The organism is Hungatella sp. (genome assembly GCF_046966825.1).
This window is the reverse complement of the sequence record NZ_JBKVCZ010000011.1, coordinates 33742-48382: the sequence shown is the minus strand read 5'-3', so window position 1 is coordinate 48382 and position 14641 is coordinate 33742. Positions and strand designations below refer to the sequence as shown.

The window sequence follows — 14641 nt, the reverse complement described above, 5'->3', positions numbered from 1 at the left end:
GGAAACTTATGACAAGAAGGAGGAGGTTAGCGCTTGTACTGGCTTGTCTGCTGGTAGTGATGACGGGGTGTGCAAATCATAATACTGCACAGGAGAGTGGTGCAGAAATAGAGTCAGATACAAAGGCAAATACCAACGCAAATACCAACGCAGAGAAAAAGACTGGTAAAGACAAGGAAAACAACGGGGAATCCAGCGAAAAGATAGAGGAAAACGCTCCAACGGCCAATACTTCAGGATCGAATTCCGGAAGTCCGGTAACCATAAAGATTGCAAATTATGCAGTTCTCGAAAAGGGGTATGAGGAATTCTGGCAGAATGTAAAAGAGGGATATGAGGCGAAATATCCCAATATAACAGTGGAATGGGTGACAGCACCTTACGGCGAGATTTTAAACCAGGTTATTAATATGGCAGGAGGCGGAGACAAAGTGGATTGTGTCTTCGGCGAGGATATCTGGATTCCGTCGTTGGTTGAAGCCGGACTGGCGGCCCCTATGGATCAGGTACTGGATTCGGATTTTTTGAATGACTATTATCCGAATGCATTAGCGGCACATTCTATGGATGGCACTGTTTATGCAGCTCCTCTGTATTTGACTCCGCCGGTATTATTTTACAACAAGGAACTTTTTAAGGAGGCTGGTCTGGACCCGGAGAAGCCGCCGAAGTCTTATGACGAAATGATGGTGATGGCAGAGAAGTTGTCACAGTTAAAGTCATCTGACGGAAACAAGGTATATGCGTTCGGATTCCCAACTGGATCGGTGATTGTAGTGGGATCTTATCTGCAGGGGCTGATAAAGAATTTTGGCGGCGAGATATTCGATGCGGATGGAAAGCTGAATGTGAAAAATACTGGATTCGTTGATGCCTTTAAATTTTTACAGGAGTTAGATGAAAAGGGCTATAATCCCCAGAACGCAAAGGCAAAGGATCTAAGAAATCTTTTTGCACTGGGGCAGCTGGCTATGTATTATGATAAGACTGGCGGAATCAACGGTGTCACTTCTATTAATCCGGCAGCAGCAGATTTTACAGCTACTGCATGTCCACTGGCTGGAGGCGGGGGAAGCGGTGAGACAGTTTCACAGTCCCACTGTTTTATTGCAATTGACAACGGCCAGGAGAAAAAAGAAGCGGTTAAGAATTTCATTCAGTATGTGATTACTCCTGAAGTAATGGAAGACTACATGACAAATATTGCACCAGCGTACCCGGCTAAGAAAGCCATGGAACATATGGAGGGTGTGAATAACAGCGCATTTTTGGCAGGCGCCAGGGATACAGTAAACCATCTCTCTCCCAGTTTGATGTTTCCGACAGTGGCAGATTTTAATTTGGAACTCTGCGCTCTGGCTCAGGCTGTGACGATGGGGGATGAGGAGGTCCAGACGGCGGCAGCAGATTTTGAGAAGTCTGTTCAGCCATTGCTGCCATAAAATAGGCCAGTGGTATCAACGGTTTTGCAAGCGGCAGCACGTGACTGAAATAAGAAACGTGCTGCCGCTTTGTTTATAGGAAAATTTGATCATTAGACGGAGAGCATGGACTGCTATATTTCCTAAAACAAAAATAATTAAAAAAAGGTATTGACAACGACATTTAGTTATGGTAAAAATGATATATACACACGAGTTGATATAAATTATAATTGTGCAAATTACTAAGAAATGGGGAAGGTAATATGATGCAGTTAACGATTGGTTTTATAACAACCTGTTCAGGACGATGGCCGAGAGAGATTCCTGAGCAAAGAAATAAAGAGTACGGAGACTGGCTCGAAGCCCAGATGCCGGAATCAAAAGTAGTCCGTGCGCCAGAACTTGGCAGCGGAAGTGAGTCTGTAGAAGCGGCGGTCAAAGAATTTAAGCGACAGGAAGTTGATGTCATCGTTCTTGTATATGGGGCGTTTACTGGTGATGATGTAGCTTCTTATCTTGCAGAAATGCTTCAGAAACCGATTATCCTCTGGGCACCGTATGAGGTCCCCTTTGAAAGGGAAGACAGACTGTATTCCAATGCACTCTGTTCCATGACAATGAATGCAGCCGCATTAAGACGGCTGGGAGTCTCCTGTCATACGGTTTACGGAAGCAGGGAAGAGGATAGGGCAGCAGAGAAAGTCATAAATCTTCTTCGTGCCTATGGAGCGGTTAAGTCCTTAAAGCATACGACATTAGGTCTGTTGGGATACCGTCCGACAGCATTTTATAACTGTGCATTCGATGAAGGACTGATTCGAAGAACCTTTGGAGTTAAGATTGAAGAGACCGATCTAAAAGTAGTTTTTGATAAGATGGATCGTTTGCCGGCGGAAGTATATGAGGCAGATATGGCGAAGATGGCGGAAACTTATGATATTGAGAACCTGCCAAAGGGTCATATGGATAATCATTCCAGATTATACCTGGCATTAAAAGATGTAATGGCAGAACAGCATTACGATTTTGCAGCGATTAAGTGCTGGCCGGAGATGGGAAATTTACATACGACACCGTGTGCAGTGTTGGGAAGGCTGGCTGATGATGGGATTATCATTGGGTGTGAAGGCGATGTCGATGCAGAACTGGCTCAGATGACAGAGTATTATCTCACGGGAGAGCCAAGTTTTATTACAGATTTGATTAATATTGATGAGGAGAAGAATGTAATCACCTTCTGGCACTGTGGAAATGCAGCTCCATCTTTATTTAATAAGGAGTATGAGGTGGAAATCAGAAACCATCCGCTGGCTGGACAGGGAACCGCTTTTTATGGGGCCCTGAAGCCTGGAAAGGTGACGGTTGCCAGGTTCTGTAATATTGACGGAGCATATAAACTCTTTCTTCTCAGCGGAGAAGCAGTCGCAATGGATCGCTGTACAAAAGGCGTTACAGCCAGTGTAAAAGTGGAGCGGCCGGTTAGAGAGATCATAGAAGGAATTATAGCAGAGGGAATTCCTCACCATTACAGTATTGTCTGGGAAGATGTGGCGGAAGCCATGAAGGGGATCTGTGCATTGCTTAATATTCCGGTTATTGAGATGTAAAAGCTGACTGTGGTCATTGACACTTTTTCTCATACAGAGGTATACTGAATAAAAGTACAGCACTGGAGTTTCAGTGTATGCGGCAAGGAGAAAAGAACGTATGGAGAGAAACAGTGAGCGGGTCACAAGAGCAGATGTGGCAAAGGCGGCAGGGGTGAGCGAAACCATTGTATCGTATGTCGTGAATAACAATCGTTATGTAGCGAAAGATAAAAGGCAGAGAGTGGAAGAGGCTATTGCGGCCCTGCACTACCGGCCTAACAATGTGGCGAGAGCTTTAAAAGGAAAACGAAGTAATCAGCTGCTTTTCATTGCAGATCAGATCACGAATGAATATTTCAGCAGAATTGTCAGCGAGATGGATAAGTATGCGTATGAAGCGGGATTTCTGATTTCTCTTTGCGCCAACCGAAATACACCGGAGTTTGTTTCGCAGGTCATAAGCCGCCAGTATGATGGAATTATTATCAGTTCTATCAGCTTTCCGGAAGAATATGTAAGACACTTCAGTAAGGCCGGAATTCCGGTACTGCTGTTTGAACATAAGAAACACGATACTCTGCCTGAGAATGTGGCGACGCTGGCTTCCGGATTGTATTCCGGCGCGAGACGAGGAGTAAACCACCTGATCAGCAGAGGAAAAAAGAACATAATCTACATTGATCGAATCAGCAGGCGGGGGAATGTTAGCGGTCCATCAGATCTGCGACTCAGCGGTTACTTAGATGAGCTTCACGATCACGGCTTGCAGGCTAGTGATGGTACAGTAATAGCCGGATGCCATACGGAAGAGGAGCTGACAGCGACTGTGGCGAATTACTTACGGAGTCACGAGTATGTGGATGGAATGATGGGACGTAACGATATGGTAGCCTGTATAGCCATGCAGGCGGCGATTGGGATTGGAAAACGCGTACCTGAGGATATCGGTGTTGTGGGATTTGATAATTCCAGCATCAGCCAGTTTTGTTCTCCTAAGCTTACTACACTGGAGATGCAGCGGGAAGAGATAAGCAGAACGGTTATTGATATGATGGTTCAGATGATCGGGGGGAAGATGCCGGAAAATGCGACATTTGAGACGAAACTGATCGTTCGTGAAAGCACTTAAGAAGGCGCTTGAAAAGTAAAAAAATATAGGAAGATGCGGGATAGAAAAATGAAAGACTTACAGAAAAAAGTGAAAAGCGCCGAACGCAGCATTATGAAATTATAAAATGGGAAACCATTTTATATTGGGGAATATACACTCGTGTGTATATTCCCCAAGCTAATAATATAGAAACTCTAAAAACTATATTTTAATGAGGAAAGAGAGGGTATTACAATGAAAAAAAGAAGACTGGCAGCACTGGCACTTGCATGTGTTATGGCGTTAACCACAGGATGTTCCGGTGGAGGCGGCAGTACGGCGGGGAGTGCAGCAGACACGGAAGCGAAGACAGAGGCAGGGGCAAAAGAGGAAACGAAGACGAGCGAAGCTGGAAGCGGAGAAAAGGTTACATTAAAGATTGCCAACTACGCCGTTCTGGAAAAGGGATATGATGAGTTCTGGAGCAGTGTAAAGGCCGGATATGAAGAGAAATACCCGAATGTAACGATTGAATGGGTAACAGCCCCTTATGGAGAGATATTAAATCAGGTTATCAACATGGCAGGCGGCGGAGACCGTGTGGACTGTGTTTTCAGTGAGATGATCTGGCTGCCAGCACTGGTAGATTCTGGTCTGGCAATGCCGATGAAGGACGTCCTGGATGAATCTTTCTTAAATGACTACTATGCGAATATTCTTGAGGCACACTCCATCGATGGAGAGGTTTACGGAGCGCCGCTTTATGTATCACCGTCCCTTTTATTCTACAACAAGGAATTGTTTAAGAAAGCCGGTCTTGATCCGAATCAGCCGCCAAAAACATATGACGAGATGCTTACGATGGCTGAGAAGTTATCAACTCTGACAACGGATGATGGAAATAAAGTATATGCGTTTGGGCAGCCGACAGCGTCTGTTATCGTAATTGGTTCTTCTATTCAGGCGTTTGCAGCTAACTTTGGTGGAAAGGTTATTGACGATAATGGCAAGCTTACTGCTGACGATCCTGCATTTAAAGAATCCCTGGAGATGTTAAAACTTCTGGATCAGAAGGGGTACAATCCGCAGAACGCGAAACCGAAGGATTTAAGAAATTTATTTGCACTTGGCCAGTTGGCTATGTATTACGATAATTCATGGGGCTTTAACGGTGCAAAATCCATTAACCCTGATGTAGTGAACTTTGCAGCAGCAGCAGAGCCGCTAAAGGGCGGAAACGGTGATGGTGCATCAACACTTCAGTCTCACTGCTTTGTAGCAGTGGACAATGGACCGGAACATGTAGAAGCAGTTAAAAATTTTATCCAGTACGTAATTACACCTGAAGTATTAAATGACTATATTGCCAACATTGCACCAGCTCTTCCGGCGAAAAATTCTATGAAGGATATGGAAGCTGTAAAAAACAGCCCGATTTTAAATGGTGCTGGAGATTCTGTTGAGAAGGCAGAACCGGTTTACATGTTCCCAACATTATCTGAATTTAACCTGGAACTTTGTGCACTGTCACAGGCAGTAACGGTAGGAGGAGAGGACGTGGATACGGCGATCGAAGGATTTAAGACGGCCGTACAGCCGCTGCTTCCATAGGGAATGAAAGATAGTATAAGAATCAAAGAAAGAGAAAAGAGGTAGAAAGATATGGCAGGAAAGAAACCGAACGTTGTATTTATTCTGACGGATGATCAGGGAATCTGGTCCATGGGCTGTTATGGCAATTACGAGATCCGGACGCCAAACCTTGATAAGTTGGCGAGACAGGGAGTGAGATTTGATAACTTTTTCTGTACGTCACCGGTTTGTTCTCCTGCCAGAGCTTCTCTGTTAACTGGAAAGATTCCGTCACAACACGGAATTCTTGATTATCTAAGCGGGGGAAACGGAGGCGCTTCCCAGGCTGCAATTGAGTTTTTAAAGGATCACCGCGGGTATACGGATATCCTGGCCGAAGAAGGCTACACCTGTGGCTTGAGCGGAAAATGGCATTTAGGCGACGGCGGCCATCCGCAGAAGGGCTTCTCCTTCTGGTACGCACACCAGAAGGGGGGCGGCCCCTACTATAATGCACCAATGTTCCGGGACGGAAAAAAGGTGGAGGAAGAGGGGTACATAACTGATATTATTACTGATGAAGCGATATCTTTCATAGACAGAGAAAAGAATAAAAAGCAACCATTTTATTTAAGCGTGCATTATACTGCTCCCCATTCTCCGTGGATTGACTGCCATCCGAAGAAATATACGGATCTCTATGAGGATTGTCCGTTTGAAACATGTCCACAGGGAGAGACGCATCCGTGGGCAAAGACAGAAGTACTCGCAGGATATCAAAGGCCCAGAGAATCCCTGATCGGTTATTTTGCAGCGGTTACGGCTATGGATGATAATGTAGGACGTATTTTAAAGAAGCTGGAAGAGGAGAATCTGATGGAAGATACTTTGATCATTTTCTCCAGTGATAACGGCTTTAACTGCGGTCATCATGGAATATGGGGGAAGGGAAATGGTACGTTCCCGCTCAATATGTATGATTCTTCTGTAAAGGTTCCTTTAATTATGTGTCATAAGGGCCATATTCCGGAGAATCAGGTATGTGATGAGATGCACAGCGGATATGATTTTATGCCGACTCTTTTGGAATATCTGGGATTTGAGAATGACGAAGCGGATGAACTTCCGGGAAAGAGTTTTCTGCCGGCACTGATGGGACAGGAGCATAAGAGTGAAGATGGCAGAGTTGTTGTATTTGATGAGTATGGGCCAGTCCGTATGATTAGGAGCAGGAAGTATAAGCTGGTACATAGATATCCATATGGTCCTGATGAATTCTATGATTTGGAAGCGGATCCGGGGGAGACGCATAACGGAATCGAAGATGAACAGTATCAGGATATGATACAGGATATGAAGAAGCAGATGGAACTGTGGTTTTTACAGTACGTGGATCCAAGAATTGATGGTGCTAAGGAGCCGGTTATGGGCGGCGGACAGAGAGACTTAGCAGGACTTTTGGGACCTGGTATCAATGTATATGGGGAAAATATATAAAGGGAGTTGTAACGATGGAGAAAGGTATTAAGAAATCCCTCTGGAAGAGCCAGACGGGTGATAAAATATTTGCGATCGCGCTGATGATTCCGGCCATTATCACAACAGTTTCATTTATTCTGGTTCCTGTTGTGGATTCAATTTACCGAAGTTTTTTCGATTATAAGGTGAGAAATATTATCTCGGGTCAGCCGGGGGTATGGAATAACTTCGCCAATTATACAAAGTTGTTTTCCAACGGAAAGCTGATTCCATCCATGACTAACACCCTGGCGTTTGTCTTTGGAGTGGTTATTGCTCAGTTCGTACTCGGTATGGCTTTGGCACTGATTCTTAACAGCAATGTGAAATTTTCAAGGTTTATCCGAAGTATTATGATGGTTCCCTGGGTGGTTCCGACACTGATATCTGGTCTTGTATGGTTGTGGATGTTCCAGCCTCAGTACGGTCTGGTTAAGTATTTCGTAGGAATCTTAACAAAAGGTAGAATTACGGATTTTGCGATTTTAAATAATCCAGCTACGGCCATGTTTGGTGTATCGGTAGCGGCATTGTGGAAGCAGATTCCACTTGCTACACTGCTTCTGCTGGCCGGACTTGCCAATGTCCCGGAGGATATGCAGGAAGCAGCAAAGATTGATGGAGCGAACGGCGTTCAGCGATTTTTCCGCATCGTCCTTCCATACATGAAGAGTGTAATCAAGGTTACGGTATCCATGTCCATTATTGAGAACTTCAAACAGTTCCCGCTGTTCTGGACTATGACAGGCGGTGGCCCCAATAACTCGACGACCACTATGGCGATCTTAAGCTACCGGGAGGCGTTCGTCTCCAACAACTTTGGATCAGGAGCTGCGGTTACAACCGTCTGGATGCTGATGATGATTATCGTAGTCTATATTTATAACCGTATCTTCAAGAGCGAAGACATGTAGAGGGGGTGGAAAGCTTATGAAACGGAAACGTATCCTTAATGGCGTAATAAAATACGTGGTGTTAATTATAATTCTCGTCTTTTTGCTGTTCCCCCTTTTGTGGGTATTGCTGACGTCCTTTAAGACCAATATGGAGGCGTACAAATTCCCTCCGACCTTTATTGTGAGGAATCCTACTTTCCAGAGTTATATCAATCTGTTTACTGTGGATAATGATTTCTTTACCTATTATAAGAACAACTTTATTGTAGCCGGTTCCACCGCGCTGCTGACAACCTTTATGGCAATTATTTCCGGTTATGCACTGTCCCGTTTCCACTTTAAATGGAATAAATGGATTATAGCTGCATTTACCTCCGCTCAGATGTTCCCGGTTGTCAGCCGTTTGATTTCCCTGTATAAAATACTTGGAGATGTTAATCTGATTAATACCCATGCGGGACTAATCCTGGCCATTGCTGCCGGACAGCTGCCGTTCACTATCATGCTGATGTCCAGTTTCTATGACGGGATTCCGAGAGAACTGGAAGAGGCAGCTCGTGTAGACGGAGCAGGCAGGTTTGGAACACTGTTTCGAGTCGTTGTTCCATTAGTGAAACCTGGCATGCTGGCAGTTGGCATTTACGCATTCTTGCTGTCCTGGGATGATTATTTACACGCATCCACACTCATACAGACAGACTCGCTTCGGACATTATCCGCAGGCGTGGCGCTTCGCTATCTGGGCGAGCTTTCCTATGACTGGTCTCTGATCAATACGATATCCATTGTGGGCACAATACCTATGGTGATTGTATTCTTCTTCTTCCAGAAATATATGATTAAGGGCCTGGTAGCTGGAGCCGTAAAAGGTTAAGAAAAAGGAGAAAATTATGCTTGTAACTAACAAAGAAAATCTAATTGAGGCATCCAAAAACGGATATGCCATTCCAGCACTCAACACGCAGGGCGGAAACTACGATATCATATGGGCTGCATGCCGTGCGGCTGAGGAGATGAAATCTCCTATCATTCTGGCGCACTATGTGTCTACTGGCGCTTATTCTGGTCATGACTGGTTTGTACAGGTCTGCAAGTGGTGTGCCGACAAGGTGTCAGTCCCTGTATCCATTCATCTGGACCATGGTGCTGATTTCGACATTTGTATGGAGGCGCTGAAGTTAGGCTTTACCTCCGTGATGATCGACGGTTCCACAAGTCCTATCAAAGAGAATGCGGCTATGACCAATGAGGTAATTAAGGTGGCAAAGTGCTTTGGTGTGCCGGTGGAGGCGGAAATCGGAGAACTCCTTCGTCTTGACAATATGGGGACAGTGATGGAAAATAAGAATATTGTAGATCCCTGTGAAGTGAAGGAATTCTTGGAAATGTGCCAGCCCGATTCCCTGGCGATTGGCATTGGTAATGCCCATGGCTATTACAAAGGAGAGCCGGATATCCATTTAGAAGTACTGGAGGCAGTGAGAAAATTTACGGATATCCCACTGGTACTTCATGGCTGTACTGGAATGAAGGAAGAGATTGTGAAGGAAGCGATTAAGCTGGGTGTGGCAAAAATTAATTTTGGTACCGAGATCCGGTATAAATACGTGGAACACTATGAAGAAGGACTTAAGACTCTGGATCATCAGGGACATTCCTGGAAACTGTCCCAGTTTGCCAATGACAGACTGACAGAAGACATCAAGGATATTATCCGCCTGGCCGGTTCTGAAGGAAAAGCTTAAAATAACAGAGAGGACTTATTAAAATGGAAAAGAGAAACAGTGAAGTTACATACAAAGAAATTTACTTACAGCCGGAGTCATTCGAGGCAATCAACAACACGCTTGAGGACATCTATGGTGTTCTTGACAAGGTATTCGCAGAAGATTACGATGAGCTGATCTTTACCGGCTGCGGCACCAGCCTCTATCTGGCCCAGGCAGCGGCCCACGCGTTTTCAAGCTACAACGCGATACCGTCAAAAGCGGTGTGCTGTTCGGAGCTCTATTATTTCCCGGAGACCTTTGTGAAGAACCGGAAGGTGCTTGTACTCCCGATTACGAGAAAGAGCTATACGACAGAAGTGCGCATGGCCATCGATAAAGTGAGAAGCTATCCTGGAGTAAAATCGCTGGCAATTACCTGTGATCAGGACAGCGCGCTCTACAATGACTTTATGATCCTTTCCCCGGATACGGCGGAGGACAGTGTAATCATGACCCGTTCTTTCACCAGCATGGTGTATTTGGCAGCTGTCATGGCAATGTATGCAGGCGGTAAGAAGGACGAGATCGCGGCCATGGCCGGCTACGGCGACAGCGCCCGGGACGCGTTAAAGAAGATGGATGATCTGGCAAAGAGTATCATCACAGAGCATGAGGGACTGAATCTGTTTATCACGCTTGGCCAGGGCATCAACTACGGCGTCGCCAACGAGTGCATGAACAAGATGAAGGAGATGGGACTCTCCAATTCGGAGGCTTACTTCTCACTGGAATACCGCCACGGCCCGATGAGCCTGGTGGATGAGAACACCCTGATTATCTTTTTAAGCCATTCTGAAACCGTCAAAGAGGATGCGAAGCTCCTCGCGCAGATGAAGGAATACGGAGCAGTGACAGTAGCAATCGGAAACACAGCCTCCGCAGATCTGAAAGACGCGGACTACTGCCTCGACCTGCCATATGGCTATAACGATACGCAGAATGCGGCAATTATTGGATTCATCGGTCAGTTTATAGGCTATTATATTGCAGAAAAGAAGGGGATTGATGCAGATTCCCCGAGGCATTTATCCCAGGCGATTGTGATATCCGCGTAGGCAATGAGCCATGCGAAAAACGGTATGCAGAAAATTGCGTTGTGCTCGCACATAAGCAATTTTTTGTGTGCCGTTTTTCATAGGGCGAAGCCCGCGACCGAATGACCGCAGGTCATGAGGTGCATGGCGGACTTAGCCCCCCAAAACCCCGCCTCCCTCCACCTCCAGTCCCTAAATTCCCCGTCACTTACTATGACGATATTCATTCGGTGTCATCCCAGTACACTTCTTAAAGGTTCTGATAAAATACTTCTCATCATTATACCCAATCTGAATCGCGATATCTGTAATCTTAGCGTTGCTGGAGCGCAGCAGCTTCTTTGCATGCTCGATCCGTATTTCATTCAAACGGGTTACCATGCTCACGCCGTAAGCCTCCTTAAATTTTCTGCACAGATAATCCTTATTCATGTGAAACAGCTCTGCGTATTCCGTCTGATCGAAGGGCTGGTTGTAGTTAATTTCCAGATAGCTGCCAATCTGTCGGAAAACATCGCCGGATCGACAGACGTCATGAAGATTCGCAGCCAGCTCCATCAAAATCTCTCTGCACCGGCTGGCTGCATGTTCTGCCTGGAAATGGTAAGCTTCGTCGAAGAGACTGCAGGGAGTCAGGGCTGATGCGTTACCAGGTGTAAAACCGGGATAGCGTTCCGTAAAGTACCCGCACCAGTGGGAATACATAGTTTCAAAATCTGTACTGATTCTTTTTATGGTACCATAAGTGACCGGCGCAGAAAGAAGCTTACCGGATAGCCACTGCTGTACGCTGACTGTAATCGTCATTTCCTCATTCATCATGATGGATGACAGAAGCTGCGCCTCATTTCTGTCATCTGCAGGCGATGTGGTGTGAAAGAATCCCGGCAGCATGGTGATGAGAGGAGTTCTGCCATTCTGATTGACTTCCATACTGTAGAAGGCTCTGCGGGCGGAATCGTAGGCTGACAGAATATCTTCCGGCCTGTTGCTTCCGGAACAGCATCCAAAGTGGAAGGGATAGCCGGACTGACGCCGGAAATGAGAGACGGCAGTCTGAACGGAGTTAAGCCCCCGGTCTGTCCGTCCATAGAGGATCACTGCGGCATCATGGGGATTCCAATGGCGCAGAATTGCAGCGCCCAGCCCGCGGCTCTCCAAATCTGTTTTCATCATATCAAAAAATGCTGTGAAGCTGCGCTGAAAGGCGGCATCCTCCTTTGAAGGATAAAATGTTAAATCACTGTAAAAGATGAGGCAGGTATCGGCTTTGGAAAAACTGTCGCTTAAGGAGGACAGCTCCTGATAAGCCGCCTGGCTGGCCGCGGGAGAGAGCAGCTGGGAAAGAAGCGTGTGCCTTCGTTCGGAACTTAAGTAATTGATCTGATGAAGCAGCGACCGGGCGTCATCGTTTTTCCTGCGGTCCTCCTTCCAGATATTGACAGCCTTTTCGACTGCTGCCAGCAGGGCGGTCCGTTCCAGGGGTTTCAGCAGATAATCAACGCAGCCTAAGACCAGCATGCTTCTGACGTACTCAAAATCACTGTAACCGGATATGGCAATAACTTTGGAGGAAATCTTCTGTTCGACGACGTAATTCATAAGATCGGTTCCGCGCTCGTCTCCGATCATAATATCAAAGAAAGCCAGCTGCGGCTGCTCACGGCTTAACAGTTCCCGGGCTTCCGCGGCCGTGGTGGCAGAGAGAACCTTATCAATGTCATATTCCTGCCAGGGAACCAGAGCCTTGATCGCATGGATCAGATGAGGCTCATCGTCCACAATCAGTACCTTCATAAATCATGCCTCCTCTATATGAGCTAAAAATAAATTGTGTCGGGTGCGGAGACCTGCGGCTGGCCGGGGAGCTTAAGCCGAACGGTGGTACCGCCATAGTCGTTAGCGAGGATCTCGATGGTGCAGTCTGCCCCAAAGTGAAAAAGCAGGCGCATAAAAACATTGTTGATGCCAATATGTTCTCTGGGAATTCCGTCCGCGTAATAACCGAGCGCCAGGGAACGGTAGTTGGAGGCCGTCTCAAGCTGGGCATAGCGTTCCACAAACCAGTCCTTTTGCATGGAAAAGCTCTTTTGCATCTCCAGCGCCCGTTCTGCCGCAATCGGCTGCCCATTGTCGCAAATAGAGAGAACGAAAAAATTCCCTTCGGTTTCTGCTGTAAATTCGATAAAACCATCCGTTTTTTTCATAACTCCTCCATGGTAAATGCAGTTTTCAATCAGTGGCTGCAGTGTCATCTTGGGGAGAAGAAACAGCCTGGGATAGACGGGACATATCTTAAATTCCGCAATAGAGCAGAACCGCATCTTCTGTAGTGTAAAATAACGGTATACATAGTCGAGCTCTTCCCCCAGCGATGAGACTGTCTGGGAGATTTCCATGGCATAGCGCATCATCTGGCCCAATGCTGTGATATAGTCGTACTGGGCCAGATCGTTGTTAGCCAGGGCATTGTTGGCCAGGCACTGGAGCGTGTTATGGATAAAGTGTGGATTGATCTGAGCCTGCAGCATCTTAAGCTCTGTATCCTGCTGCAGTAATTCCATTTTATATTGGCGGATGGTATAGTGCTGGATAGAGTCCATCATTTCCTGCATGGAGTCAAACAGCATTTTTAACTCATCATTCTGGCGGTATCCCAAATAGTCCGAGAGCTGGAACTTCGAAAAGTCACCGGACTTCCCCTTCGCCTTTGTCAAATACCGGGTGGCCTTTTTGAGCGGTCCGGTAAGTCTGGTAAGCGTAAGTGAATTGAGCACAGTGGCAAGCAGAACACCCAGCAGGAAGGTAGTGGTCAGAAAACGCAGCTGTAAATCGGTACTGCTGTAGATACTGGCATCCGGCGCAGCTTTTATCATATGCCAGTCCAAGTAGGAGGCAGGGAAACTGGATTTCAGATATAGAACGCCATCCTCTGTGAAAGAGTGAAACGCATCGTAGCCGGGAGCCAGAAGTTTTTTTACTATGGGACTGGAAAACAGGATATCACCGGATTGCGGTGATCCGGAAAGTATCATTTCTCCATCGGAATTGACGATACAGACGAATTCCCCTTCTTTATAGGCAAGACAGCAGTTATCGTAGATAAACGTCGCAGGCATATCAATGGAAAGGACGCCGAGCAGCTGTTTCTCTGCCGAGATGCTGTAAATGGGGAGCCATATTGTAAAGACCTCCTCCGTATCGAGACTTCCGGAGGAATAGTAGGTTCTGTGACCGTACGTCGACATGGGATGGACCGGTTCGATGGTAACGTCGGTATATTCAGAAAACGTGGGCCTTTCCGCTTCTGCCGCATTTAAGGATATCATGGATTTCTGCAGTGTGTTTGTGATGAGCAGAAAACTTTTATTTAAACGAAAGGAGAGGAGACGGATCTGCCTGGCGTTGGGGGCAACGGTATAAATGCCCTGCATATAGCTGAAGATCCGGCCCGGCTCTGTGAATTCCTGGGAGACAAAGTCCTGCGGGCTGCCTTTCAAGAGCATATTGTGCAGGTCAGGATTGGAATAAACTGTTCTGGCAGAGGAGACGCAGGTGGAGATATAGTATTCAATATTTTTTATGGCTACGGACATATTGATCTCAGACTCCCGTCTGTACTGCTCCAGTGCCCGGGATCTCTCGTAGGAATAGAAATAAAAGGAGAAAATCAGCATGGGGGCGATTGTGCACAGGGCGAGCAGCGTAATAAACCGGGTATTGATGCTGATAAAATGTTTTTTCATACT

General features: G+C 46.3%; 11 protein-coding genes. 9 read left to right on the top strand and 2 right to left on the bottom strand.

Translation table 11 applies throughout. From position 1 onward, the window contains the following. Nucleotides 1-8 precede the first annotated feature (8 nt). The 9 genes from ACLTD4_RS05570 (at nt 9) to ACLTD4_RS05530 (ending at nt 10913) form a co-directional block, all read left to right on the top strand. Nucleotides 9-1442 carry an ABC transporter substrate-binding protein gene (locus tag ACLTD4_RS05570; RefSeq protein ID WP_117620872.1) on the top strand — a complete coding sequence of 478 codons (1434 nt, stop codon included), beginning with the start codon at nt 9-11 and terminating at the stop codon, nt 1440-1442. Nucleotides 1443-1687: 245 nt separating this feature from the next. Continuing rightward, complete coding sequence (locus ACLTD4_RS05565; RefSeq protein WP_117620871.1) at nt 1688-3031, top strand: L-fucose/L-arabinose isomerase family protein; 1344 nt, start codon at nt 1688-1690, stop codon at nt 3029-3031. 100 nt (nt 3032-3131) lie between these two features. Continuing rightward, a complete protein-coding gene (locus ACLTD4_RS05560; RefSeq protein WP_117620870.1) occupies nt 3132-4142 on the top strand; it encodes a LacI family DNA-binding transcriptional regulator in 1011 nt (336 codons plus the stop codon). 216 nt (nt 4143-4358) lie between these two features. After that, nucleotides 4359-5714 carry an ABC transporter substrate-binding protein gene (locus tag ACLTD4_RS05555; RefSeq protein WP_117620869.1) on the top strand — a complete coding sequence of 452 codons (1356 nt, stop codon included), beginning with the start codon at nt 4359-4361 and terminating at the stop codon, nt 5712-5714. Between the two features lie 51 nt (nt 5715-5765). Next, on the top strand, nt 5766-7172 hold the full coding sequence (locus tag ACLTD4_RS05550) for a sulfatase-like hydrolase/transferase (RefSeq protein ID WP_117620868.1): 1407 nt from the start codon (nt 5766-5768) through the stop codon (nt 7170-7172). 14 nt (nt 7173-7186) lie between these two features. After that, nucleotides 7187-8107, top strand: a complete 921-nt coding sequence (locus ACLTD4_RS05545) for a carbohydrate ABC transporter permease (RefSeq protein ID WP_055656136.1) — start codon at nt 7187-7189, stop codon at nt 8105-8107. Nucleotides 8108-8123: 16 nt separating this feature from the next. After that, entirely contained in the window at nt 8124-8963 is an 840-nt protein-coding gene (locus ACLTD4_RS05540; protein ID WP_055656134.1) for a carbohydrate ABC transporter permease, read from the top strand. A gap of 16 nt (nt 8964-8979) precedes the next feature. Beyond that, nucleotides 8980-9834, top strand: coding sequence for a class II fructose-bisphosphate aldolase (locus ACLTD4_RS05535; RefSeq protein ID WP_055656132.1), 855 nt, complete (start codon nt 8980-8982; stop codon nt 9832-9834). 23 nt (nt 9835-9857) lie between these two features. Further along, the gene (locus tag ACLTD4_RS05530; RefSeq protein ID WP_055656130.1) at nt 9858-10913 is read left to right on the top strand and encodes an SIS domain-containing protein; all 1056 of its coding nucleotides are present in this window, start codon (nt 9858-9860) and stop codon (nt 10911-10913) included. 183 nt (nt 10914-11096) lie between these two features. On the opposite strand, the gene ACLTD4_RS05525 is transcribed toward ACLTD4_RS05530, so the two are convergent. Together ACLTD4_RS05525 and ACLTD4_RS05520 are read right to left on the bottom strand one after the other, a co-directional pair. Further along, nucleotides 11097-12689 (bottom strand): response regulator transcription factor, encoded by a 1593-nt coding sequence (locus tag ACLTD4_RS05525; protein WP_117620867.1) that lies wholly within the window; start codon nt 12687-12689, stop codon nt 11097-11099. Between the two features lie 23 nt (nt 12690-12712). Beyond that, on the bottom strand, nt 12713-14638 hold the full coding sequence (locus ACLTD4_RS05520; protein WP_412331197.1) for a sensor histidine kinase: 1926 nt from the start codon (nt 14636-14638) through the stop codon (nt 12713-12715). Between the last annotated feature and the right edge of the window lie 3 nt (nt 14639-14641).